Raw genomic sequence first — 22511 nt, 5'->3', positions numbered from 1 at the left:
CGACCTCATGACGATCTACACCTCGATGCCGCCACTTGTTCGGCATTGTGGGCGGTGAGGCGAAGACCGCGGCTCTGCACCGGGCTCGCCCGCCGGGAGTTGATCTCTTCCGAGGTCACCTCATGGACGAACCCGAGACCCCACCGGCTGGCCCGACGATCAGTCATCCATACGGACTTGTGGCCGGCGCTCGGCGCCGTTTCGCGGAAAGCCGATCCACTGGGCGGTTGAGGCGTTATGGCAACTTGAGGCTCCGTTTGGGATTAGGGGCTAGGCGCGAAACCCGTGATCGCTATTTGGAGGCCGCATGGATAATTCCTCTGATGATCACGACCCCGAAACGATCTCCAGCGGGAGCGCGGGGCTTGATAACATTCTGGGCGGCGGCTTCGATCCCGAGCGCATGTATCTCTACGAGGGTCGACCGGGCTCGGGGAAAACCACCCTGGCGCTACAGTTCTTGCTGGAAGGGGCCACCAAGGGCGAGGCGACCCTCTATATCGCGCTCTCTGAAACCGAGCGCGAGCTGAGCCTGGTCGCCAAACGGCACGGCTGGTCGCTTAAAGGCGTCACCGTCTTCGAGCTGGTCCCGCCGGAGACCACCCTGGATCCGAGCCAAGAGCTGACCCTGTTGCAGCCCGCCGACATGGAGCTCAGCGAGACCACCCAGCTGATCTTCGACACGGTGGAGAAGCTCGACCCGACGCGCGTGGTCATCGATAGCCTGTCGGAATTGCGCCTGCTGGCCCAGAGTCCCTTGCGCTATCGCCGTCAAATCCTCGCCCTGAAGCATTTCTTTTCCGGTCGCAACGCCACTGTGATTCTGCTTGACGACCTGTCGTCTCAGCAAAACGATCTGCAACTTCACTCGATCGCTCACGGGGTCGTGTTGCTCGAGCAACTGGCGATCGACTACGGCGCTGCGCGCCGCCGACTTCGGGTCGTCAAGATGCGCGGGATCGATTTCAAGGGCGGCTTTCACGATTTCATCATCGCCCGTGGGGGCTTGAAGATCTTTCCACGCCTGATCGCCGCCGAACACCACAAGGACTTCGATGGCGACCTGGTCCCGAGCGGCAACCTCGAACTCGACACCCTTCTAGGGGGCGGCCTCGAGCGGGGAACCAATGCGCTCCTGATCGGCGCCGCGGGGGTGGGAAAGTCCTCGCTCGCCCTGACCTACGCCGTCGCCGCCGCTGATCGCGGCGAGCGGACCTTCATCTTCGCCTTTGACGAGGGCCGCGGCACCATGGGCGCGCGGGCGCGAACGCTCGGGTTGCCCCTTCAAGCGGCCACCGACAAGGGCCTGATCACCGTCGAGCAAATCGATCCGGCCGAATTGTCCCCGGGGGAATTCGCCGACCGGGTTCGAACGGCGGTAGAGGTCGAGAACGCGCGGATCGTCATTATCGACAGTCTGAACGGCTATTTGAACGCGATGCCGGACGAGCGTTTCTTGATCCTGCAGATGCACGAACTGCTCAGCTATCTGAGCCAGCTTGGGGTGATGACCATCCTCGTCCTGGCGCAGCACGGCTTGGTCGGGCCCATGGAAACGCCGCTCGACATCAGCTACCTGGCGGACGCTGTGATCATGCTGCGGTATTTCGAGTTTGACGGCACCGTCCGGCGAGCGCTGTCGGTGGTCAAGAAGCGCAGCGGCAAGCACGAACACGCCATTCGCGAGTTCACCTTGAGCAGCCACGGCGTCGGTGTAGGCCCGCCACTCAAGGGCTTCAGCGGCATCTTCAGCGGGACGCCCACCTACCACGGCGAGGCCAAGCCCTTATTGCCGACAGAGACGATCGGTGACGATTGAAGCGCCGCCCAACGTCGTTCTCATCCTCGCGCCGGTCGGCCGGGACGCCCAGGCCAGTGCGCGCTTGATCGAACAGGTCGGGTTCACGCCGCAAGTCTGCCCGGATTTGGCCTCGTTGGTCGATGCGCTCGACGAGCGTCTGATCGCCGTGGTGGTGGCGGAGGAGGCCCTCTATGGCAAATCCCTCGATGCGCTCGCGGCTTGGGTGCAGGCCCAGCTGCCGTGGTCGGATCAGCCGTTCTTGGTGCTCACCATTCGCAGCGAAGGACCCCGGTTCACGGCCTTTCGCCGCCAATTGGTGGACCGGTTGCAAAACGTCTCCTTCCTCGAACGACCGCTCCAGGCGATCACGCTCCAAGTTGCGGTCAAGGCCGCAGCGCGCGCGCGACGCCGCCAATATCAAGCGCGCAGTTATCTCGAGGCGCAAAGACATGCCGCCGCCGAACTTGAGCGTCTGGTGGGCGAGCGCACCGGCGATTTGCTGCGGGCTAACGACAAGCTGTCCGAGGAGAGCCTGCGTCGCGAGCGGGCCCAGGCGGCGCTGTCGCAGGCGCAAAAGCTCGAAACCATGGGGCAGTTGGTGGGCGGTGTCGCCCACGACTTCAACAACCTCCTGATGGCGGTCATCGGCAACCTGGATCTCCTCAGCCGAAAAATCAGCCCCGATCCGCGCACGACGCGGTTGCTGCACGGGGCGATGGAGGGCGCGCGCCGGGGCGCGACCCTAACCCAGCGGCTCCTCGCGTTCGCCCGGAAGCAGGAGTTGCAGGTGCGCCCGACCGACATGCTCGGCTTGATTGACGATATGCGGGGCTTGGTCGAGCGATCCATCGGCCCTCGCCTCAAGGTCGAGGTGTCGGCGCCGACCGACCTCCCTGCGGTGACCGTCGACCCGAACCAGTTGGAGATGGCGCTTTTGAACTTGGCGGTGAACGCCCGCGACGCGATGCCCTCGGGCGGCGTGCTGCAGATCGGATTGGCGCTGGCCAAACCCGAAGACGCCGCCGCTCTGGACCTGCCTGCGGGCCGCTACGTGAAGCTTTGGGTTCGCGACACCGGGACGGGCATGAGCGCCGCGACCCTCGCCAGGGCGATTGAGCCCTTCTTCTCCACCAAGGGCGTGGGCAAGGGGACGGGGCTCGGCCTCTCCATGGTTCACGGCCTGGCGGACCAGACCGGTGGGGCGTTCCGGCTGGCGAGCGTTGAGGGCGAGGGGACGACGGCGACGCTCTGGCTGCCGGTGGCCAGCCAGACGCCGGCCGTCAAGACGCCGGCCGTCGCCGTTGGGGACGCGGCCGCGCCGGCCACCATCCTCCTCGTCGACGACGACCCGCTGATCGCGGCGAGCACGGTCGCGCTTCTGGAAGATCTCGGCCACAACGTCATCGATGTGAACTCGGCCGTCGACGCGCTCGACGTCCTCAACAACGGTCTGCGGCCCGACTTGATCATCACCGACCACGCCATGCCCGGCATGACCGGCATGGAGCTCGCGATGACGGTTCGCGCGCGCGCCCCCGAAATTCCGATCCTCTTGGCCACGGGCTATGCGGAGCTCGATGGTGAGGAGGCGATCGATCTGCCTCGGCTTGCAAAACCTTATACGCAAGATCAGTTGTCGGCCCAGATCAGTCGACTGCTGCCGCCGCCGATTGCGGGACAGGAGACACAGCGGTAAAATCTGCGGCCGCTGCGGTGGACGACCGCGATGTTGACCGCGCCCGCGCGTCTCAAAGCGCGTGCGTTCAATCGGGCAGGAGAGCGAGCCATGTGCAACGAGACGGCCCAGCGCAAAGCCTTCGAAACCCTGATGGAGGATCTGGCCAAGCGCAGGATGCCTTCGTTCGAGTGGTCGGAGGGGCGGATTCCAAACGATCTTGGCCCCAAGGAGAGCATTCGGATCAGCGACAGCGCCCCAATCGTCCGGCTTCGCGGCGATAAGCTGGTTGGATCCATGACGCCCTGGGCCTGGAAGGGGCCGACCAGCGCGCCGGTGTTCAACTATGTCACCGAGAAGAAGAAAGGTGAGCGCGAGCTTTGTGATTTCAGCAAAAGCGACCGCGTGCTGGTGTTCGCCGATGGATTCTATGAGTACACAACGCCGAAAATGCCGAAGGTGAAGCTGAAAGATCGACATCTTTTCGAAATGAAAGATGAGCCCTGGTTCTGGATCGCCGGCATCGTCAAGCAGGGCTGCTACACGCTTTTAACCACCGAGCCTGGCCCCGACCTCAAGCCCTACCACGACCGCCAGATCGTCACCTTCGCACCAGACGCGGGCCTGGATTGGCTGACGTTCGCGCAGCCGCCCGAGACGATGCTCAAGGCTCCGCTGGCGGGGACGTTCAAGGTCACCCCGCTGCGAAAGGACGGCGTCGATCTGGCGGCGTGACCAGCCCGCCGCCGCTCACCCCTTGATGGGAAAGATGAGGGCGCCAAACTCGGTGCTGAGCTGCGCCATGAGCGTGCTCGCCACGAAGGTCGGGTATATGTTGATCGCCTTATAAGCGCCCGGAGAGGTTGTCTTGGGGCCCACCGGCTCGCCCAGTTGTCCGTAGGCCCGCAAAGCCTCGATCTGGAGTTCAGTAAGATCCAAGCGGAACGGCCGGGCGTGCTGCTCGACGGCCGCGATCATGGCGGCGTCGATGGAATCGGTCAGGGACATGCCGAACGGTATAGGTCCCGCTATTTCGCCGTCGAGAGGCGGCGCGGCGACCTCTCGTCACGGGCGGCGATGAGCTTCGGGCTGAGGCGGCGTCGGCCAGCGATCCGGCCCACGCGCTATGCGTTATGTTGCGATGAGGATCGCCACCTTCAATATCAACGCCATCACCAAGCGGTTGGACAACCTGATCGCCTGGCTGGGTGAAGCCGAACCCGACGTCGTCTGCCTTCAAGAATTGAAAGCCGAGCAGGGGGCTTTTCCCGCAGACGTTCTGGACGAATTGGGGTACGGCGCGGTCTGGGTCGGCGAGCGGACCTGGAACGGAGTCGCGATTCTGGCGAGGGGCGCAAAGCCGGTCTTGACCCGCTCAAGCCTGTCGGGCGATCCGAACGACCGCCAGCCCGCTATATCGAAGCGGCCGTGAACGGCATCCTGATCGGCTGCCTTTATCTGCCGAATGGCAACCCGCAACCCGGTCCCAAGTTCGCCTATAAACTCGCTTGGTTCGAACGGTTGATCGCCCACGCCGCGACGCTGAAGGCCGCCGGAATCCCAGTGATCCTAGCGGGTGACTATAACGTCGTGCCCACCGACCAGGACTACTATCCGAGCCGGTCTATGGACGGGAACGCCCTGATCCAGCCGGAGAGCCGGGCGGCCTACGCGCGGCTGCTCGACCAGGGCTGGACCGACAGTCTGCGCGCCTTGCAGCCTGAGGGGCCGCTTTGGACGTTCTGGGGCTATCTGCGCCAACGCTGGGCGACGGACAAAGGGATGCGCCTCGATCACCTCCTGCTTTCGCCCGACCTCGTCGCGAGCTTGACGGCTGGCGGCGTCGACCGCTGGGTGCGTGGCGAGCCCAACGCCAGCGACCATGCTCCGGCCTGGATTGATCTTGAGCGGGGCTCGAGCGGGAGGCGGCCGCCACGTATTCGAAAGGCGCCTTATAACGGAACGAGTTGTGGGCAGGACGGTTAGCCTCGGATGACAAACTCGCGCGTCCTTATTGTCGAAGACGACCCGCTCATTGCTTTAGATGTCGAGCAAAGCTTGCTCGCCGCGGGCTTCAACGTCTGCGGCGTCGCGGCCTCTGAAGCCGAAGCGCTGGCCCTGGCGGAGCGGTTTCGCCCAGAGCTCGCCATCGTGGACATCAGCCTCAATCCCGGGGATGGGCGGGTTGTTGCGAAGGCGCTCTGCGGCGACTTCGCCACGGCCGTCTTGTTCGCCACGGGCCAATGCGACGAGGTTGAAGGCATGAGCGGCACAGGCGCTGTAGCGTGTCTGCCCAAGCCCTATAACGCGGATCTCATGCCCGCGGCGCTGGCCGCCGTACGGCGGATGGCCCAGGGCGAGCGCACCGAACCGCTCCCTGACTATATGTTCGCCTTGGCCGCCTGATGGGCCGCCGTCGCAATCTCTGGCCAGGGATCGGTCTAAGCGCTTGGTCCCTAGGACTTGAAGCGTCGTCGGTGATCGGTCTGCGGACCCTGAAGATCGCGGCGGGCGGCCCTGCTGCGGCGGCGGAATCTGAGCTGATGGTCCGCGAAAAGGTGCAGACGGCGTTGGCGCTGCAGACCTTGGCGATGACCGGCGCGCTCGGATTTACAGCGGCGGGCGCGACGTCCAAGACGTTAGCCCACTATAGACGCAAGGTCCGCGCCAACCGTCGGCGGTTGGCCAAGGTTTAACGGAACAATCGCGACATCTCGGGCTTCCCCTTTCGATAGGAGGAACACATGTCCAAGCGCGAAGAAATCGCCCCCAATGGCGACAAACGCTACATCCGCCGCGACGACCAGGGCCGGATCAAGACCTCGGTCGAGGAGCGCGCGTCCCTCTCGTCCGACGCGCACCATAAGGCCACGCACGCAGCCAAGCCCGGTCAGGGCGACCGTGGCGACGGCCACGCCAAGTAATCCAGCTTGGCGAAGTCCTCAGCCCGTAAGCTGAAGGTCTTTCAGGCTCAGTTCGGATTCTTCGACACCGTCGTCGCCGTGCCGAGCCAGGCCGCCGCTTTGCGCGCCTGGGGCGTTCGCCAAAATCTGTTCGCGGACGGGCAAGCCAAGCCCGCCACCGATCCGAAGGCGGTCGCGGCGGCGCTGGCGCACCCCGAAACACCTCTGCGCCGTGCTGTCGGCACCGACGACGCCTTCGCCGTTGAGCCGACGGGCTTGCCGAGCGTGCCCGATGCGCCGAAGACGCCGGCGCCTAAGGCGACGGCGAAGGCGAAGTCCTCTGCGGCGCCCAAGCCGCCCGCCGATCGCCGCGCCTTGGATGCGGCCGAGGCCGCCCTGCGACAGCTCGACGGCGACCGCAAGCGCGAGGAGGCGTCGTTCCGCACTCAACAGGATGCGCTCGATGCGGCGCGTGACGCGGCCCAAACGGCCTATGTCGCGGGCCGGAAGGCCGCCACGGCCGACGTGGTCGAAGCGCGTAAGCGCTATAGGTCGGCCGGCGGCGAGGATTGAGCCTTGCGCCTTGCGGGTCGGTTTGCCGCCGCCGGCATGGCGGCCTCAATCTTCGGGCCCAATAGCCATCCAGCCGACCGACAGGCCTGGGAATGGCGCGCCAACCCGTTCAGCCCTGACGGGCTCCTGACAAGGTAGGCACCTCGCCGTTTGACCTTTCTCTAGGGGCCAGCCCGGCTTTGCTTCAACGCCGCCAACAAACCCTCGATCGAGTAGGGCTTCCGCAGCAGCTCAAACCCGTGTGTGCCCTCTTCCGCGATCACGTGGCTGTAGCCGCTGGTCAGGACCACCTCGAGGTCTGGCCATCGTGCTTTGACCGCTTGTCCGAGGTCGATGCCGCTCATGCCGGGCATGACGACGTCGGAGAACACCAGATCGAAGGCGTCGCGGTTTCGGCTCAGCGCGTCGAGGGCGCTCTGTCCGTTCCCAACCCAGGTGACGGTCTGGCCCAACTCCCTCAGGAGGCCGGCGGCGAAGTTGCCTACGCCTTCATTGTCCTCGACCAGGAGAATCCTGCGCGCCGGCAGAACGGCGACGTCGATCGGCCCGACTGGGGCCTCGGGTGTCTCCGGCGTCGCGCGGGACCGCGGCAGATAGAGGGTGAACGCCGTTCCCACACCCACTTCGCTGCGCACATCGATCTCGCCGTGCGACTGCTTGGCGAAACCATAGACTTGGCTAAGACCAAGCCCCGTCCCTTTATCAATGGCCTTGGTGGTGAAGAAGGGCTCGAAGACGCGGGTCAGGGTGTCGGGCGACATCCCGGCTCCGGTGTCGGCGATCTCGACGGCGACGAAGTCGCCGGTGGCCGCCGCATGGCCTCGCACTGGGGGCACGCCCGACGATGCGAACGCCCGGATCGTGATGGCGCCGCCGCCCGGCATGGCGTCGCGGGCGTTGATGACCATGTTCAGAACGGCGGTTTCGAACTGGCTGGGGTCGGCTTCGACCAACTGGGCGACCTCCGCCAGCTCAATCTCGACGGCAACCGACGCTCCAATGGTCGTTCCAATGATCTGGTGGAGGCCGCGCAGGCGCGCACCGACGTCGAAGACCTCAGGCTTGAGCGGCTGGCGGCGCGCAAAGGCCAGGAGTTGTCCGGTGAGGGCGGTGGCGCGCTTGGCCGTGTCGGCGATAGCCTGGGCGTAGCGCAGTCGTTTTTCGTCGTCGAGATTTGGCCGCAGCAAGAAGTCGGCCGAGGCCCGGATCACCGTCAGCAGATTATTGAAGTCGTGGGCGACCCCGCCGGTCAAGCGGCCGATCGCTTCCATCTTCTGCGCCTGGGCCAGCGCTTCGCGTGAGCGTTCGAGCTCTTCCTGCGCCTTGCGCCGGTCGGTGATGTCGCGGGTCACCTTGGCGAAACCAACCAACTCGCCACGGTTATCGTAGATCGGGTCAATCACCACGTTCGCCCAGAAGCGTTCGCCATTTTTACGAATCCGCTGGGCTTCGCCTTCGAATTTCCCTTCGGCGATGGCTGTCGCGAGGGCTCGCACCGGCATGCCGGCCGCACGATCCTCCTCGGTGTAGAAGCGTGAGAAGTGCTGCCCAACGATCTCCTCGGCGGTGTAGCCCTTGATCGCTTGCGCACCGGCGTTCCAGTTGGTGACGCGGCCTTCCGGATCGAGCATGTAGATGGCGTAGTCGCGCACGCCTTGGACCAGCAGGCGAAAGCGCTGCTCGCTGGCCACCAGCGCTTCGTCCACCACCCGCCGCTCGGTGATGTCCCGAGTGACCTTGGCGTAGCCGATGACCCGTCCGCCCTCGCCGATCACAGGATCGATGACCACATGGGTCCAGAAGCGCGTGCCGTCCTTGCGCAGGCGCCAGCCCTCCGCCTCGAACCGACCTTCGGAGGCGGCGGTCTGCAAAGCCCGGGCGGGAAGCCCGATGGTCCGATCTTCGTCCGTGTAGAAGACGGAGAAGTGCTGGCCGATGATCTCGTCGGCCGTGTAGCCCTTGAAGCGTTCGGCGCCGGTGTTCCAGGTCGCGACGTAACCGTCCGCATCCAACAGGTAGATGGCGTAGTCCTTGACCGCATCGATCAGGATTTGAAAGCGATCAGAGGGTGCGAGGTCGGAAAGCGTTCGGGGTGGAGAATTTTGCATACGCACCCGTTCTAACGATAGTGGTGCGCCTCTCGACGCTGCCCTCAGAAATACCGGACCCTCGTCCCCACGCGGCTTTCTGTATCGTTCGTGCGGCCTCGCGGGAAGGCTTTGGCGCTGAGATTATGGCCGGGGCGGCAAACTCAAGGCGGACGGCGACGAAGATCGAGCCCTCAGCTCGCCTTGCGGGTTTTCGGTTTGGCCGCCGCCGACTTGGTGGTCTTGGCTTTGGCCGCAGCGGCCTTGTCAGAGCCCTTGGCCTTGCTGGCCAAGCTGGCCCGCAGCGCCGACATTAGGTCCACGACGTTGGTGTCCTCGGGATCCGCGACCTTGGCCGGCTTGTGACCCTTCTTCTTATCTTCGATCAGCGCCTTCAACGCTTCCTCGTAACGGTCGACGAACGCGGAGGGGTCGAACGGTCCTTCGCGCTGCTCGATGATCTTTTCGGCGATGGCGATCATCCCGGCGTCCGCCTTGGCGCCGCTGATGGCCTCGAAGATCTCGTCCGGCTTGCGGACCTCGGCGTCCGAACGGATCGTATAGGCGAGGATGCCCTTGCCGCGCGGCTCCAGCGCCAGGATGCGCTCGCGCGTGGCCATAACGATGCGGGCCAGGGCGATCTGGCCGGACTTCTCCATGGCGGTGCGGATCACGCCAAACGCCTCTTGGGCCATCTTGCCGTCCGGCGCGAGGTAGTAGGGATTGTCCCAGTAAATCCGGTCGATCTCGTCGCCGGGCACGAAGCGCTCGATGTCGATGGTCTTGGTGCTCTCCAACTTGACCGACTTGATCTCCTCGTCGGTCAAAAGGATGTATTCGCCCTTGGAGACCTCGTAGCCCTTGACCAGAGCAGACCGCTCGACCGGCCCGGTGTCCGGATCGGTGGTGATCATCTTGATCCGGTTATTGGTCTTTGGATTGATCAGGTTGAAGTGGACGTCGCCGCCGGAATTGGTCGCGGTGTAGAGGGCCACCGGACAGGTGACGAGCGAAAGCTTCAGGTGACCTTGCCAGCTTGGACGATACGCCATCTCGATGTCCCCGGCGCCAGGGCGGCGCGCTCAGACTCGACTTAACGGTCGTTCAGGCGATTCGTTCGGCCTAGGCGCAGGGCGCGGTCTCGCCAGAGTCCAAGTCGATCCGAAAGCAATGCTCGTGGCCCGTATCCACATCGCGGACGACGACGCTGATCTCGTGATCCTCGGTGAGGGGCGGATGGAAGTCCTCGACGTAGGCGACCGTGGCCGCCTCGAACGAGGTCTCTTCCAGCACCCGCGCATGATGGCTCTCCACGTGACGGGCGTGGACGCTGAATTGGCGGGTGTCGCGGGCGACTTGGGTCATGTCCTGGGTCTCCTCCTCCCTCAACGCGCCCGACCAAGAAAGGATTCATTCGAGGCCACGGCCCCGCTCGGATCGTGTGGCCGAGGTGATCGTTGATGATCTTGACCTAAGTCGGAGCAAATCATGGCTGCTACAAAGCTCGCCAAGTATCAGGACATGCGCGACTTTTCCCGGACGGCCGAGCCGTCGGGGAAGGACGCCAAGGTCACGCCCTCTAAGGCCTTGCGCTTCGTCATCCAGAAGCACGCCGCCAGCCACCTGCATTTCGACCTCCGCCTCGAATACGGGGGGACCTTTCGCTCCTGGGCGGTGCCCAAGGCGCCGTCGCTGGATCCGAAGGATCGCCGGATGGCGATGGAGGTCGAGGACCATCCGCTCGATTACGGCGATTTCGAAGGCACCATCCCCAAGGGTCAGTATGGCGGCGGCACAGTCATGCTGTGGGATCGGGGCTACTGGGCGCCGGAGAAGGGCTTAGAGAACATCGGCCAGGCCCTAGCCAAGGGTGAGCTGAAGTTCGTCATGGAAGGCGAGCGGATGCACGGCTCGTGGGTGATCGTGCGCCTGAAGGGCGACGGCAAGGGCAAACCGAAGACCGCTTGGCTCCTGATCAAACACCGCGACGAAGGCGCGGTTGAGGGCAATGTCACTGGGCCGACGGATGGGGACAAATCAATCGCGTCAGGCCGGACCATGACCGAGATCACCAACGGGAAGGGGAGGGCGGCCAAGCCTTTCATGACCGCCAAGGGCGCCGACGCGGGCGCGGTCTGGCAGAGCAACCGTGACGACAGCGCACCGGCGGGTTTGATCGAGCCCTCTAAGCCGAAGCCCTCAACCGCCAAGGCCAAAACCGTCACGAGCTTGCCGGACTTCATCGAGCCGCAGTTGACCAAGTCGTTGGACAAGCCGCCGGTCGGTCCGGGCTGGGCCCATGAGATCAAATTCGACGGCTATCGGATGCAGCTTCGCACCGTCGGGGGGAAGGCGACCTTGTTGAGCCGCAAGGGCCTCGACTGGTCGTCGAAGTTTCCCGAAATCGTCGCCGCCGGCGCGGGCCTGGGCGATGGGATCATCGACGGCGAAGTGGTGGCCCTAGACCATACCGGAGCGCCCAACTTCGCGGCGCTGCAGGCGGCCATCTCCGACGCCAAGACCAAGGACCTCGTGTTCTTCGTCTTCGACCAGATGTTCGCCGGCAAGGCGGACCTGCGGCCGTTGCCGTTGTCGGAGCGGAAGGCTCGGCTGCAGGCCCACGTCGAGACCGCCCCGAGCAACATCCACTACGTCGATCATTTCATCACCGCGGGAGACGCGGTGCTGCAATCCGCTTGTCGCATGGACCTGGAAGGCATCGTCTCCAAGCGGCTCGATGCGCCCTACCAGTCTGGTCGCAGCGAAAGCTGGAGCAAGTCCAAGTGCCGCCAGGGTCATGAGGTGGTGATCGGCGGCTGGACCACGACCGGCGACGCCTTCCGCTCGCTGATCGCCGGCGTCAATCGGGACGGCGAGCTCGTCCACGTCGGTCGGATCGGCACCGGGTTCGGGCGCGATGTCGTCGCGCGGATCCTGCCGCGGTTGAAGGCGCTCGAGACGGATGTGAACCCGTTCAAAGGCAAAGGTGCGCCGAAGAAGGGCGCGGGCGTTCACTGGGTGCGGCCCGAGCTGGTCGCCGAGATCCAGTACGCCGGCTTCACCGGCGACGGGTCGATCCGGCAGGCGTCGTTCAAGGGCCTGCGCGAAGACAAGCCGGCTCAGGAGGTGGAGGCCGAAACGCCGGCGCCCGCGGCGACGACCGAATTAAGTGAGCCCGCGCCGGTGACGGTTCGGACCAAGACCGTGATCCCACGCGGCTCCGTCCCGGTGTTGGGCGTCACCATCAGTCATGCCGACAAGCCGCTCTGGCCCGACGCGGGCGACGGCAAGCCCGTCACCAAACTGGAGCTGGCGCAGTATTACGAGGTGGTCGGCGAATGGATGCTGCCCCACGTGAAGGGCCGGCCCTGCTCGATGATCCGCATGCCCGACGGCATCAACGGGGCGCAGAACTTCTTCCAGCGCCACAGCGCTAAGGGTCAGTCCTCGCTGATCACCGAGGTCGAGGTCTGGGGGAATCGCAAGCCCTACATTCAGTTCAATCGCGTGGAGGCGCTGGTGGCGGCCGCCCAGACAGGCGCGTTGGAGCTGCACCCTTGGAACAGCGAACCGTTTCTGCTCGAGCAGTCGGGCCGGTTGGTGTTCGACCTCGACCCCGCGCCGGATGTCGCGTTCGAGGTGGTGATCGAAAGCGCGCGCGAGATCCGCGATCGGCTTGAGGAACTCGGTCTGGTCAGCTTCTGCAAGACCACGGGCGGCAAGGGCCTGCACGTGGTGACGCCGCTGAAGGCGAAGGGGATCGACTGGTCCGTCGCCAAGGCGTTCGCGCGCGACGTCTGCAAGGTGATGGCCGCCGAGGCACCGGACCGCTACCTGATCAACATGGCCAAGAAGGAGCGCACGGGGCGCATCTTCCTGGACTACCTGCGTAACGATCGCATGGCGACGGCGGTCGCGCCGCTATCCCCGCGTGGGCGACCCGGAGCTCCGGTCTCCATGCCCGTGACCTGGAGTCAGGTGAAGAAGGGGCTCGATCCCAGCGCCTACACCGTGCGCACCGTGCCGGCGCTGGTGCAGAAGCTGAAGGCCTGGGAGGACTACTGCGAGGGCGAGCGGCCGCTGGCCGCCGCGATCAAGCGGCTCGGCAAGGTGTGAGGAGGAAAGCCAATGCCGACAATCAAAACCCGCTTGCTTGAGATCAGCTACCGCGATGACGGACCGCGGGACGCGCCGGTGATTCTGCTGCTCCACGGTTGGCCCGACGACGCTTCGACCTGGGACGCCATCAGTCCAGTGCTCAACACTGCCGGGTTTCGGACGATCGCGCCGATGGCGCGAGCGTTCGGCGGGACCCGGTTCCTGTCGCCCGACACAGTGCGCAGCGGCAACACCGCCATGCTGGCGCTCGACGCGATCGAGATGCTGGATGGCCTGGGCGTCCAGAGGTTTTCGATCGCCGGGCATGACTGGGGCGCGAACATCGCGGAAATGCTGGCGGTCGGCTGGCCTGAGCGGGCCCTGCGCATGGCGACGTTCTCGACGCCGCCGCGGCTGGGCGGCCTGAAGACCCCGCCGTTCTGGCACGCGCGGCTGCAGTGGTATCACTGGTTACAGGCCACGGATCGCGGCGCGCAGGCGGTGCGGGAGGATCGCAAGGGCTTCGCGCGCATCATGTGGGAGACCTGGTCGCCGGCGGGCTGGTTCGATGAGGCGACCTTCGAGCGCGTATCGGCTTCCTTCGACAGTCCCGACTGGGCTGAGGTGACCCTTCACAGCTATCGCTCGCGCTGGGACGAGGCCGAGCCCGATCCCGCCAGCAAATGGCTCGACGATAAGGTCAAGGCGACCAAGACGCTTAGCCTCCCGACGATCTATGTCCACGGCGAGGAGGACGGGGTCAATCCGCCGAAGACGGCCGAGACGATCCACGAGAAGTACACGGGCCCGTTCGAGCGGATCGCGCTACCGGGCGTTGGCCATTTTCCGACCCGTGAGGCACCGGAGGCGGTCGCCGCGCGGCTGGTCGAGCACTTCGCATCGGCGAGTTGACTGATGCTGGATAGGGCTTCTTGCATAGCGGCAGGTCTTACCTTCATCGGAGGGTGTGCGTGTGGCCGGGTTCGTTTTCAGGCCAAAGGGGCGCCCAAGCGGGTGGGCCTTTGTCACTGCATGACCTGCCGAAAGGCGCACGCCGCCGCCTTCAACCCATACGTGGTGTTTGATCGCGACCAGGTGGAGATCACTGGCCCGCGGCAGAGTTGGCGGAGTTCGCCGGGTTATGATCATCGGTTCTGCGGCAGCTGCGGCAGCCGCGTGGTGGCGGATAATGGCGAAGAGGTCGAGCTGTCGCTTGGCAGCTTCGACGAACCCGGTGTGCTGGACCCCAAGTACGAATGCTGGACGATCCGGCGTGAACCCTGGTTGCCCATGCTCGACCTTCCTCAGTTCGATCACAACCCGACGCCGGCCCTCGACCAAGACGATCCGTCGCCACCGCCCCCGTGAAGATCGCGACCTTCAACATCGACAACGTCAACAAGCGACTGGCCAACCTACTGGACTGGCTGGCGGACGCGCAGTCGTGGCGCGACGCCGGTGGTCACCCGGCGCTCGCTGCCCGGCGGCCCAACGACAAAGGCATGCGGCTCAACCCCCTGCTGCTGAGCCCCGCCCTGGCCAATCGCTTGGCGGCCGCCGGCGTGAGCCGATCCGGGAGGGGAGAGGAGGGGGCAAGCGACCACACGCCGACGTGGATCATGCTGGAACCGTCGACGACGCGGAAGCGAGAGGCGGTCGGGACGAGCCGCCCGGCCGCCCGACCGCCCGACCGCCCGACCGCCCGACCGCCCGGCCGGCGGCTCGACGCTCGATTCGGCGGTCGTTCGGCACGATCGGATCGGCGCGTTAAGACCCGCCCAGGGCTGCCTTGATCTGCTGCGCCATCTCGAGATGATGTTGGATCACCGGCTCCGTCGAACGGGCCGCCGCCTGCAGGTTTGCGTCCGCGCCCGCCTCGGCAAAACTGCGCTCCACGGTGAGCGCCTGCTGGTGGGCGAGCACCTGTTGTTTGACGTAGGCCTTGTCGAAGTCCGGGCCTCGCAGGCTTTGCAGGGCCGCTAGCATTGACACCTGATCGCTGCTCATCGCCGGCGGCGGCGCCGGAAGGCCCGAGGCGGTCGCTGCTCTCGCGAGGTCCGCGCTGGTGCGGTTATGATCATCGATCATGGCCTGGGCGTAGGCGCGAATGCGGGAATCCTGGCTTTGGGTGATCGCGACGTAGCCAGCTTGAATCTCATATTGATCCGACTGCGCCGCCGCCATGGCGAAGTCTTGGGGCGTGGGGGGAATGGCGGTCTGGGCCGCCGCCGATCCCGCTGCGACGGTGGCGGCGAGCAAGGCGATGCGCGTCAGGACGGTCGCTCGCGATCCGGCTCGGGCGGTGGTCATCAGGGTTGTCCCTGTCCGCCGCCGGCGCCGTAGACGTTGCCGGTGGTATAGCTGCCGTCGTCTTCGGCCAAGCGCACGTAGATGCCGGCGAGCTCCGCGGGCTGACCCGGCCGGCCGAGCGGAGCGGTGGCCCCGAACGTCACCACCTTGCCCTCCGAGGCGCCGCCGGAGATCTGTAGCGGCGTCCAAATCGGGCCGGGCGCCACGCCGTTGATGCGGATGCCCTTGGGCCCAAGTTGCTTAGCCAGCGACTTAACGAAATTCATCGTCGCAGCCTTGGTCTGGGCGTAGTCATAAAGGTCGGGCGAGGGGTCGTAAGCCTGCTCCGACGTGGTCGCGATGATCGTCGAGCCCGGCTGAAGGTGCGGTAGCGCCGCCTTGATGATCCAGAACGGCGCGTAAATGTTGGTCTTCATGGTCCAGTCGAAATCCTCGTCCGAGATGTCAAGGATGGAGGATGTCGACTTCTGGTGGCCGGCGTTGCTGACCACGATGTCCAGAGCGCCGAGCTGGGCGACCGCATCGGCGACCAGGCGGCGGCAGAAGGCGGCGCCGCGCAGATCGCCGGGGAGGGGAACGGCCTTCTGGCCGGCGGAGCGGATCAGACCCACCACCTCGCGCGCATCCGGTTCTTCGACCGGCAGGTAGTTGATGGCGACGTCTGCGCCCTCGCGCGCGAAGGCGATCGCCGCGGCGCGGCCCATGCCGCTATCGCCGCCGGTGATAAGCGCCTTGCGGCCCCGGAGCCGCCCCGAACCGACATAGCTGGTCTCACCATGATCCGGTCTCGGGTCCATCCGACCGGCCAGCCCCGGCCAAGGTTGGGACTGCGCCGGAAACGGCGGCTTAGGGTGTTTGGTCCGCGGATCCTGCTTGCCGCCCTTGGAGGTTGCGACGGTTTGGGCCGCCGCGGGGCCAGCAACTGCGGCGGCCGCGCCGAGCGTCGAAGCCGCCATCATCTGACGGCGAGAGAAGGGGGGATCGGACGGCACGCTTGTCTCCTGGGAGGCGTCGAATCAGGGGCGAGGCGAAGGTTCAGCGCCTGCGCCTCAACAGCACAAACCCCCGCGCTATTCTCCAGTTCCTGGAGTGAGCGAAGCCGCGAACTGCAAAGCTGGCATTGTCGAGCCGTATTGCGCGCCAACAGGCGATATTTCGACGAGCGCAATACTAAAACAAACCTGAGCTGCAGGAACAGCGGCACAGGAAATCGTTGAAGGCCAACCCCCTTCTGAGCGATGGATCACCATGCTCAAACCCGCCGCCTGAGGGCGTCGGCTGGCCGGGCAGGAGTCTCTGTCCGGTCAGCGATCGTGGATTTGAGTCAGCCAGCGCCTCCGCTGGCCCGCCTCAGCGGTCAGAGGCTTGTCTTCTGGCCCTTTCCTCTGCTTCTGGCCGGCAAGCCCTCGGCCGCACGCGCGCAGGATCTTTAAGACAGGCGAGCGCGCTTTGAATTTTCGCCGAAACGAGCGCTCCACCGTAAGCGTGAGCCATTATCGCGTTAGAGCGTTGGACCAGACGGGCACATTCATGTTCACCCACCCAAACCATGAGTAATTTGGGCGAGTTCGTCCCAAGGGCGTTCGAACCGCATGCATGACGTACGAACCAAGTCCGATACAGGCTTAGCCTTTCTCAATGGCGGCGGGGCTATGGGGAATGAGATCCGGTCGTATCCTTGGGCGACGTCCGAGATCGGCCATCCATCTTCGTGGCCCAACGCGCTAAAGACCCTGGTCGGCGTCATGATCAAGGCGGGCCAACCGATGTTCCTCGTGTGGGGACCCGAGCGCGTTTTGGTGTTCAACGACGGCTACGCGGAGATGCTCGGCGGCAAACGGCCCAACGCGCTCGCAAAGTCTTTCTTTGATGTCTGGCCAGAGGCGCAGGCCGACGTGGGCCCGCTCTTCGAGGGGGTCTTCGCCGGTGAAGCGATCCAGATGGACGACATCACCCTCTTTGTCGATCGAGGGCGCGGACTTCAGGAGGCCCACTTCGCCTTCTCCTACACGCCGGTGCTGGACGACCGTGGCGAGGTGATGGGCTTGTTCTGTCCCTGCACTGAGACGACCGACCAGGTGCTGTCGCAGAGCCGGCTGGCTGCGGCGCAAGAACGACAGCGGCTGCTTCTCCAGCAAATGCCGGGGTTTGTCGCTGTGCTCGCTGGGCCCGACCACGTCTACGAGTACGTCAACGAGGCCTACTTGGCGATGACCGGCCCACGGCCGTTCATTGGCCGCGCCGTGCGAGATATTTTTCCAGACCTTGAGGGCCAGGGCTTCTTCGAGCTCCTGGACAACGTCTATTCGACGGGCGAACGGTTCGCGGCTCGGGCGATGCCGATCCAGTTCGCCGGCGAGGCCGAGAGCCGCTTCGTCGACTTCGTCTACGAGCCGATCCGAAATGAACTCGGGGCGGTCGGCGGAATCTTCGCGGGCGGATATGACATTACGGAGCGGGTCCGGGCGGAACACGCTCTTCTCGCTGCAGAAGCATCCTCCGCACGGGTGCTCGACGCGACATCCGAGGCCTTCTACGCCATCGACCGAACCGGGGTTACGACGCTTTGCAATCGGGCGTTCGTCGCCATGCTTGGCTTCGAAAACCGGGATGCGGTGCTCGGTCGCAAGCTTCACGACGTCATCCACCACTCGCATCCCAACGGGTCGCTCTACGCCGTGGAGGATTGCCCGATCTATCGCGCCGCCTCCGAAGGTGTGCGCGCCCACGTCGAAGACGAGGTGTTTTTTCGGCTAAGTGGCGAGCCCTTCCCGGTCGAGTACCGGGCCGAGCCGATCTTCGCCGACGAAGAGCTGCAGGGCGCCATCTGCACCTTCTCCGATATCAGCGCGCGGCGGGAGGCCGAACTGGCGCTGGCCGCCAGCGAAGCGGAGTTCGCACCTTCGCCCAGGCCATGCCGAACCACGTCTGGGCGTCGCCGCCTAACGGCCGGCTCGATTGGTTCAACGAACGCGTCTACGAGTACAGCGGCTTCGGACCGGGGGAGCTCGACGGCGAGGGATGGGCGCAGATCGTGCATCCTGACGACTTGCCACCCGCCCTCGAAAGCTGGGGCGCAGCGCTCGCCTCGGGCGCGACCTATCAGACGGAGTTCCGGCTTCGCCGCGCGGACGGCGCCTACCACTGGCACATCGCCCGGGCGCTCCCGATCCGTGGCCCAGACGGCAAGATCGATCGGTGGATCGGCACGAACACGGACATCGAGGACCAGAAGGCGACGGCGCAAGCGTTAGCCGAGCTCAACGCGACCTTGGAACAGCAGGTCGCTCAACGGACAGCCGAACTCAATCGAGTCTGGGAAAACGCGCAGGACCTGTTGATCGTGATCGATCCGGAGGGACGTTTCCACGCGGTCAGTCCCTCCGTCAAAGCGATCCTCGGCTACGATCCGGAGGACCTGATTGGTCGGCCGCTGTTTGAGATCGTCGTTCCCGAGGATCAGTCGGCGACCCAAGGCGCGGTGGACCAGGCCCTGCACCTGACCCCGTTCGAAAATCGCTATCTGCATAAAGAGGGCGGCTATCGCTGGCTGTCGTGGATTGCGGCCCCGGAAGGCGGCCTCATCTACGCGACGGGGCGCCACATCACCGCCGAAAAAGAGGCGGCGCTGGAGTTGGCGGCGACCCAGGAAGCGCTGCGTCAAAGTCAGAAGATGGAGGCGGTCGGTCAGCTCACGGGCGGCATCGCGCACGACTTCAACAACATGTTAGCGGTCGTGATTGGTTCGCTCGACCTGCTTCGCCGTCGCATTGGGGAGGGCGACGCCCGGGCCAGGCGGTACGCAGACGCCGCCACGGACGGCGCGCGCCGGGCCGCGCTGCTCACGCAGCGGCTCTTGGCGTTCTCACGACAACAACCCTTGCAGCCGAAGCCCATCGATCTCAATCACCTCGTCGCGGGGATGTCGGACCTGCTGCGCCACTCATTGGGTGCGGAAGTCCGGCTGGAGACGGTCCTCGCCGGCGGCCTTTGGCGCACCCACGCCGATCCCAATCAGCTCGAGAATGTTATCCTGAACCTCGCCGTGAATGGACGCGACGCCATGCCGGAAGGCGGCCGCTTAACCATTGAGACCCAGACCGCCCATCTGGACGCCCGCTATGCGGCGGCTCACCTGGGCGTCCCGGCCGGCCAGTATGTCATGGTCGCAGTCTCCGACAGCGGTTCGGGCATGCCGCCGGATGTGATCGCCAAGGCCTTCGATCCGTTCTTCACCACCAAGGCGGTCGGCAAGGGCACCGGCCTTGGCCTCAGCCAGGTCTACGGCTTCGTCAAACAGTCCGGCGGTCACGTGAAGATCTACTCCGAGCCCGGCGAGGGGACGACGGTCAAAATTTACCTGCCGCGGCTCGTCGGTCAGCAACAAGAAACCGACAACGAAAGCACAAACCACGAGCTGCCCTTGGGCGATGACCTTGAGGTCGTCCTAGTGGTCGAAGACGAAGCGGCCGTCCGCCAGTTCAGCGTCGATGCGCTCACCGAACTCGGCTACCGCGTGCTCGAGGCGGACAGCGCCGCCGCGGCTCTCCGCCTCTTGGATGGGCACCCGGAGATCGTCGTGATGTTCACAGACGTGATCATGCCCGACGTCAACGGTCGTAAACTGGCGGACGAGGCCCTCCGACGTCGTCCTGATCTGAAGGTGCTGTTCACGACCGGGTACACGCGCAACGCCGTCGTCCACAATGGCGTGCTCGACCCCGGCGTAGAGCTCCTCGGCAAGCCGTTTACGATCGAGGAGCTCGCCGCCAAAATGCGCGACGTCCTAGACACCCATGCGTGAACGATGGCCCTCGGGAGCTGGGGAAACTTCGCCAACGCGGCGCCGAGGAGGCCGATGCACTAGTGGTCAAAATCTGACATTTGAGTCCCGGCAGTTCTTTGCCGAGGCGGGCGATTGAAGGAGCCGAGCCGGAAGCCAAAGGTGAAAGTCGACCCTAGTCGGACATAAGGCCTCTAGGACTAGGGATAGGGCGAGATAGCTTGAATAAGGTCGCCCTACCCGGAACCGCACCGCAGGCTACCCCACAACTATTCACGCTACCCTGGACGGTGCGCGACGCAGGCGCAGAATTCTATAAACTCAGCCCAGTCGAACCTTGAAAACACCGGGCGGTTTAACCGTGAGAAAGCTCTTCATCATGTTGAAAAGACTTCCTGTGATCGCCCTCGCGACGTCGATCATGTTCGCGCCACTGGTCGCGACGGCCCAAACCTTAGACTATTACCGGCACCTTGCGAAGGCGCAACTGGAGAAGGCTCATTTGAAAGTGGTGGGCCCGCAGACGAGTTCAGCCAACGAAATGCGGGCGGTTCAAATTGAGACAGAGGTGGTGGGCGCCAGCAGCTTACACGCAATATCAAAACTAGAAGAAATATCGTTTGCCGAGGGACAGGAGACGGCGGCGAAGCACAGGCTGGAGAAAAAATAGGGGGTCGGCGACCTGCATCTCGGCTTTGAAGGCCCAGAGGTCCAGACTTGGGGGTAACGGTAGGCATCCACCCCCTGCCGTCATTCGGAATGTCCGATTCATGGCAATGCGGCATCGGCGATCCACGATTCTGCCAATCCGTGGCCGCGTGGGTACCAGGTGTAAGATTCTATCTACTAGTCGCAGCCCACAAAGACGAAAACCGAGTGACGCCGCGCGCAGCTCCACACAGGCCTCGCAGTTTGGCCGAGGCTCGCTGATAAGCGGTGGGTCCGTCAGCGGGCTTTGGGTCGATAGAGAAGGTGGGGTTCTTCCTCGGGGCGATCGACGAACTCGGCGATAACGCGCCCTTCGTCCAACAGATGGATCAGCGCCTCCGCCAAGCTGCCCGGACCGGCCATCGTGAATAGGTAGATTTTGTGCTCACCAGAGAGGCCCTGTAAACGCGCTGCAGCGCGCATTTCGGTCAGAGCCGGTGCTTTGCGCGGAGCGGACTCAGGGACAAGCGAGATGAACGGGTCTCCCGCCCCGTCCTCACTGGCCTCTTCGCCGTCCTCACCGGCAGCCTCATCTTCGTCCTCCTCCTCCTCCAAGCCGTCGCGGAGAACCTCATGCTTTTGGAGCGGAAGGTCCGTCTTGCGCCTGGGCGCCGTCGCGATGAACGGGTAAGCCTCTTGGGCAAGGGGCGACGCGTCGCTTTGGAGATCGCGGGCTGAAACACCAGCGCGCCGACGACGACGGATAAGCCGCGACGCAACGTCTCTGAGCAAACGCAACATGGGCAATCTCTAGCGCGCCATAACGACGTTTGAATAGCTCAGAAAGTGAACGTTGGCGGACGGCGAAAGCCGTCCGCCAAGTTCGCGCATCACCAGCGACGATAGGGGTGAGCCCAGGGACCCCAGTACGGGCCGCGGGCCCAGTAGCCGTAGTAGGGATAGGGCGGGTAAGCCCAGCCGGCCGCGGGCCACACCCACGGTCCGCGCCAACCCGGGCCGTAGACCACAGGTGGCGGATAGACCGGGCCAGCGGCGTAGTAGAAGGCTGGAGCGCCGGGCGCGACCGCATACCCGGAGGGGCAGGCCGGCCCCTGGGCTGAGTTTGACCCGACGACAGCGCCCGCCGTCGCCCCGAGGGCGCCGCCGGCGAGCGCGCCCCCAAAGTGGGCGCCGCGACCCGCAAGCCCGGAGCCGAGCACCGCGCCCAGGACGCCGCCGATCGCCGCGCCGGTTGCGGTGCTGCCGCGCTTGTCGACACAGTAATGCGCCGCCCATTGGGCGTATTGGTCGGCATAGCTGCGGTTGTAGCTTTGGCCCTGAACGCTGTTGCGCGCTTCGGCCGGTTGAGGCGTCGCCGCGGACTGGCTGGCGGGCGCCGCGCTGCTGTTCGACGCGCCGGTCGCCGTGTCAGCGTTGGCCAAGCCCGCCTGGGCGCCGACGCCCAAGGCGACGATCGACGCCAGCACCTTGGCCCCTAGAGATGACTTGCGGCCGCGCGGGCGGTTGCGATCGGAGCTGTCGTTCGTGGATGGGAGAATAGGCACGTTCATGGCTGGTCCTCCTCTCAAAACGTGCTGGAAGGGCCGGAGCCGGACGGCTCCGGCAGGTTGGC

The 22511-nt window shown here is 65.0% G+C and carries 23 protein-coding genes and 1 pseudogene; 16 read left to right on the top strand and 8 right to left on the bottom strand.

All coding sequences use genetic code 11. The features are described from left to right. Positions 1-307: 307 nt before the first annotated feature. The 3 genes from GSQ87_RS13115 to GSQ87_RS13105 all read left to right on the top strand — a co-directional run bounded on the left by GSQ87_RS13115 (position 308) and on the right by GSQ87_RS13105 (position 4211). Positions 308-1819, top strand: a complete 1512-nt coding sequence (locus tag GSQ87_RS13115) for an ATPase domain-containing protein (protein WP_158915860.1) — start codon at positions 308-310, stop codon at positions 1817-1819. Continuing rightward, positions 1809-3497, top strand: a complete 1689-nt coding sequence (locus GSQ87_RS13110) for an ATP-binding protein (RefSeq protein WP_158915859.1) — start codon at positions 1809-1811, stop codon at positions 3495-3497. The genes GSQ87_RS13115 and GSQ87_RS13110 overlap by 11 nt, the downstream gene beginning before the upstream one ends. A 90-nt stretch (positions 3498-3587) precedes the next feature. Continuing rightward, positions 3588-4211: an SOS response-associated peptidase family protein gene (locus tag GSQ87_RS13105; RefSeq protein ID WP_158915858.1), complete on the top strand. Its 624-nt coding sequence runs from the start codon at positions 3588-3590 to the stop codon at positions 4209-4211. A gap of 15 nt (positions 4212-4226) precedes the next feature. Here the strand turns inward: GSQ87_RS13105 and GSQ87_RS13100 are convergent, their stop codons facing one another. Next, positions 4227-4484 (bottom strand): hypothetical protein, encoded by a 258-nt coding sequence (locus GSQ87_RS13100; RefSeq protein ID WP_158915857.1) that lies wholly within the window; start codon positions 4482-4484, stop codon positions 4227-4229. 133 nt (positions 4485-4617) lie between these two features. On the opposite strand from GSQ87_RS13100, the gene GSQ87_RS22760 reads away from it, so the two are divergent. The 6 genes from GSQ87_RS22760 to GSQ87_RS13075 all read left to right on the top strand — a co-directional run bounded on the left by GSQ87_RS22760 (position 4618) and on the right by GSQ87_RS13075 (position 6952). Further along, entirely contained in the window at positions 4618-4908 is a 291-nt protein-coding gene (locus GSQ87_RS22760) for an endonuclease/exonuclease/phosphatase family protein (RefSeq protein WP_254062944.1), read from the top strand. Continuing rightward, entirely contained in the window at positions 4905-5462 is a 558-nt protein-coding gene (locus GSQ87_RS13095) for an exodeoxyribonuclease III (protein WP_254062936.1), read from the top strand. Before GSQ87_RS22760 ends, GSQ87_RS13095 begins: the two co-directional genes overlap by 4 nt. Positions 5463-5468: 6 nt before the next feature. Then, a complete protein-coding gene (locus GSQ87_RS13090) occupies positions 5469-5882 on the top strand; it encodes a response regulator (RefSeq protein ID WP_158915856.1) in 414 nt (137 codons plus the stop codon). A 71-nt stretch (positions 5883-5953) separates the two neighbouring features. Continuing rightward, positions 5954-6172: a hypothetical protein gene (locus GSQ87_RS13085; RefSeq protein WP_254062931.1), complete on the top strand. Its 219-nt coding sequence runs from the start codon at positions 5954-5956 to the stop codon at positions 6170-6172. Positions 6173-6220: 48 nt separating this feature from the next. Continuing rightward, complete coding sequence (locus GSQ87_RS13080) at positions 6221-6400, top strand: hypothetical protein (RefSeq protein ID WP_158915854.1); 180 nt, start codon at positions 6221-6223, stop codon at positions 6398-6400. 6 nt (positions 6401-6406) lie between these two features. Then, the gene (locus GSQ87_RS13075; RefSeq protein ID WP_158915853.1) at positions 6407-6952 is read left to right on the top strand and encodes a cell envelope biogenesis protein TolA; all 546 of its coding nucleotides are present in this window, start codon (positions 6407-6409) and stop codon (positions 6950-6952) included. A 161-nt stretch (positions 6953-7113) separates the two neighbouring features. Here the strand turns inward: GSQ87_RS13075 and GSQ87_RS13070 are convergent, their stop codons facing one another. The 3 genes from GSQ87_RS13070 to GSQ87_RS13060 form a co-directional block, all read right to left on the bottom strand. After that, positions 7114-9060 (bottom strand): PAS domain-containing sensor histidine kinase, encoded by a 1947-nt coding sequence (locus GSQ87_RS13070; protein WP_158915852.1) that lies wholly within the window; start codon positions 9058-9060, stop codon positions 7114-7116. A gap of 173 nt (positions 9061-9233) precedes the next feature. After that, positions 9234-10091 (bottom strand): Ku protein, encoded by an 858-nt coding sequence (locus GSQ87_RS13065; protein ID WP_158915851.1) that lies wholly within the window; start codon positions 10089-10091, stop codon positions 9234-9236. 70 nt (positions 10092-10161) lie between these two features. Next, a complete protein-coding gene (locus GSQ87_RS13060; RefSeq protein ID WP_174241433.1) occupies positions 10162-10404 on the bottom strand; it encodes a DUF5961 family protein in 243 nt (80 codons plus the stop codon). Positions 10405-10527: 123 nt separating this feature from the next. Here GSQ87_RS13060 and ligD point away from each other — a divergent pair, with 123 nt between their 5' ends. The 4 genes from ligD (at position 10528) to GSQ87_RS13040 (ending at position 14930) form a co-directional block, all read left to right on the top strand. Then, complete coding sequence (gene ligD, locus GSQ87_RS13055; RefSeq protein ID WP_158915850.1) at positions 10528-13155, top strand: DNA ligase D; 2628 nt, start codon at positions 10528-10530, stop codon at positions 13153-13155. 33 nt (positions 13156-13188) lie between these two features. After that, the gene (locus GSQ87_RS13050) at positions 13189-14049 is read left to right on the top strand and encodes an alpha/beta fold hydrolase (protein WP_216839288.1); all 861 of its coding nucleotides are present in this window, start codon (positions 13189-13191) and stop codon (positions 14047-14049) included. 120 nt (positions 14050-14169) lie between these two features. Next, positions 14170-14505, top strand: a complete 336-nt coding sequence (locus GSQ87_RS13045; RefSeq protein WP_254062928.1) for a GFA family protein — start codon at positions 14170-14172, stop codon at positions 14503-14505. Beyond that, a complete protein-coding gene (locus GSQ87_RS13040; protein ID WP_158915847.1) occupies positions 14502-14930 on the top strand; it encodes a hypothetical protein in 429 nt (142 codons plus the stop codon). Before GSQ87_RS13045 ends, GSQ87_RS13040 begins: the two co-directional genes overlap by 4 nt. On the opposite strand, the gene GSQ87_RS13035 is transcribed toward GSQ87_RS13040, so the two are convergent. Both GSQ87_RS13035 and GSQ87_RS13030 read right to left on the bottom strand, forming a co-directional pair. Further along, positions 14905-15447 (bottom strand): DUF4142 domain-containing protein, encoded by a 543-nt coding sequence (locus GSQ87_RS13035; RefSeq protein WP_158915846.1) that lies wholly within the window; start codon positions 15445-15447, stop codon positions 14905-14907. The genes GSQ87_RS13040 and GSQ87_RS13035 overlap by 26 nt on opposite strands. Next, entirely contained in the window at positions 15447-16439 is a 993-nt protein-coding gene (locus GSQ87_RS13030; protein ID WP_254062921.1) for an SDR family oxidoreductase, read from the bottom strand. Before GSQ87_RS13030 ends, GSQ87_RS13035 begins: the two co-directional genes overlap by 1 nt. A gap of 600 nt (positions 16440-17039) precedes the next feature. On the opposite strand from GSQ87_RS13030, the pseudogene GSQ87_RS23125 reads away from it, so the two are divergent. The 3 genes and pseudogenes from GSQ87_RS23125 to GSQ87_RS13020 all read left to right on the top strand — a co-directional run. Then, positions 17040-18263, top strand: a pseudogene (locus tag GSQ87_RS23125) (PAS domain-containing protein); the annotation flags it as partial. Between the two features lie 11 nt (positions 18264-18274). Next, positions 18275-20251 carry a PAS domain-containing protein gene (locus GSQ87_RS22750; protein ID WP_371416698.1) on the top strand — a complete coding sequence of 659 codons (1977 nt, stop codon included), beginning with the start codon at positions 18275-18277 and terminating at the stop codon, positions 20249-20251. A 340-nt stretch (positions 20252-20591) separates the two neighbouring features. Beyond that, positions 20592-20900, top strand: a complete 309-nt coding sequence (locus GSQ87_RS13020) for a hypothetical protein (protein WP_158915845.1) — start codon at positions 20592-20594, stop codon at positions 20898-20900. A 275-nt stretch (positions 20901-21175) separates the two neighbouring features. On the opposite strand, the gene GSQ87_RS13015 is transcribed toward GSQ87_RS13020, so the two are convergent. Both GSQ87_RS13015 and GSQ87_RS13010 read right to left on the bottom strand, forming a co-directional pair. After that, the gene (locus tag GSQ87_RS13015) at positions 21176-21679 is read right to left on the bottom strand and encodes a hypothetical protein (protein WP_158915844.1); all 504 of its coding nucleotides are present in this window, start codon (positions 21677-21679) and stop codon (positions 21176-21178) included. 89 nt (positions 21680-21768) lie between these two features. Beyond that, positions 21769-22449: a hypothetical protein gene (locus tag GSQ87_RS13010; protein ID WP_158915843.1), complete on the bottom strand. Its 681-nt coding sequence runs from the start codon at positions 22447-22449 to the stop codon at positions 21769-21771. Positions 22450-22511: the final 62 nt, after the last annotated feature.

The sequence above is a fragment of the Caulobacter sp. S45 genome (assembly GCF_009765965.1).
Lineage (GTDB): Bacteria > Pseudomonadota > Alphaproteobacteria > Caulobacterales > Caulobacteraceae > CAHJWH01.
This window is presented reverse-complemented; position numbering and strand designations above follow the sequence as displayed.

What these genes read in the sequence shown, in the direction of transcription:
- GSQ87_RS13115 (WP_158915860.1), top strand. Translation starts at nt 308, where the DNA reads ATGGATAATTCCTCTGATGATCACGACCCCGAAACGATCTCCAGCGGG.
- GSQ87_RS13105 (WP_158915858.1), top strand. Translation starts at nt 3,588, where the DNA reads ATGTGCAACGAGACGGCCCAGCGCAAAGCCTTCGAAACCCTGATGGAG.
- GSQ87_RS13100 (WP_158915857.1), bottom strand. Translation starts at nt 4,484, where the DNA reads ATGTCCCTGACCGATTCCATCGACGCCGCCATGATCGCGGCCGTCGAG.
- GSQ87_RS22760 (WP_254062944.1), top strand. Translation starts at nt 4,618, where the DNA reads ATGAGGATCGCCACCTTCAATATCAACGCCATCACCAAGCGGTTGGAC.
- GSQ87_RS13090 (WP_158915856.1), top strand. Translation starts at nt 5,469, where the DNA reads ATGACAAACTCGCGCGTCCTTATTGTCGAAGACGACCCGCTCATTGCT.
- GSQ87_RS13080 (WP_158915854.1), top strand. Translation starts at nt 6,221, where the DNA reads ATGTCCAAGCGCGAAGAAATCGCCCCCAATGGCGACAAACGCTACATC.
- GSQ87_RS13070 (WP_158915852.1), bottom strand. Translation starts at nt 9,060, where the DNA reads ATGCAAAATTCTCCACCCCGAACGCTTTCCGACCTCGCACCCTCTGAT.
- GSQ87_RS13065 (WP_158915851.1), bottom strand. Translation starts at nt 10,091, where the DNA reads ATGGCGTATCGTCCAAGCTGGCAAGGTCACCTGAAGCTTTCGCTCGTC.
- GSQ87_RS13060 (WP_174241433.1), bottom strand. Translation starts at nt 10,404, where the DNA reads ATGACCCAAGTCGCCCGCGACACCCGCCAATTCAGCGTCCACGCCCGT.
- ligD (WP_158915850.1), top strand. Translation starts at nt 10,528, where the DNA reads ATGGCTGCTACAAAGCTCGCCAAGTATCAGGACATGCGCGACTTTTCC.
- GSQ87_RS13045 (WP_254062928.1), top strand. Translation starts at nt 14,170, where the DNA reads ATGACCTGCCGAAAGGCGCACGCCGCCGCCTTCAACCCATACGTGGTG.
- GSQ87_RS13035 (WP_158915846.1), bottom strand. Translation starts at nt 15,447, where the DNA reads ATGACCACCGCCCGAGCCGGATCGCGAGCGACCGTCCTGACGCGCATC.
- GSQ87_RS13015 (WP_158915844.1), bottom strand. Translation starts at nt 21,679, where the DNA reads ATGTTGCGTTTGCTCAGAGACGTTGCGTCGCGGCTTATCCGTCGTCGT.
- GSQ87_RS13010 (WP_158915843.1), bottom strand. Translation starts at nt 22,449, where the DNA reads ATGAACGTGCCTATTCTCCCATCCACGAACGACAGCTCCGATCGCAAC.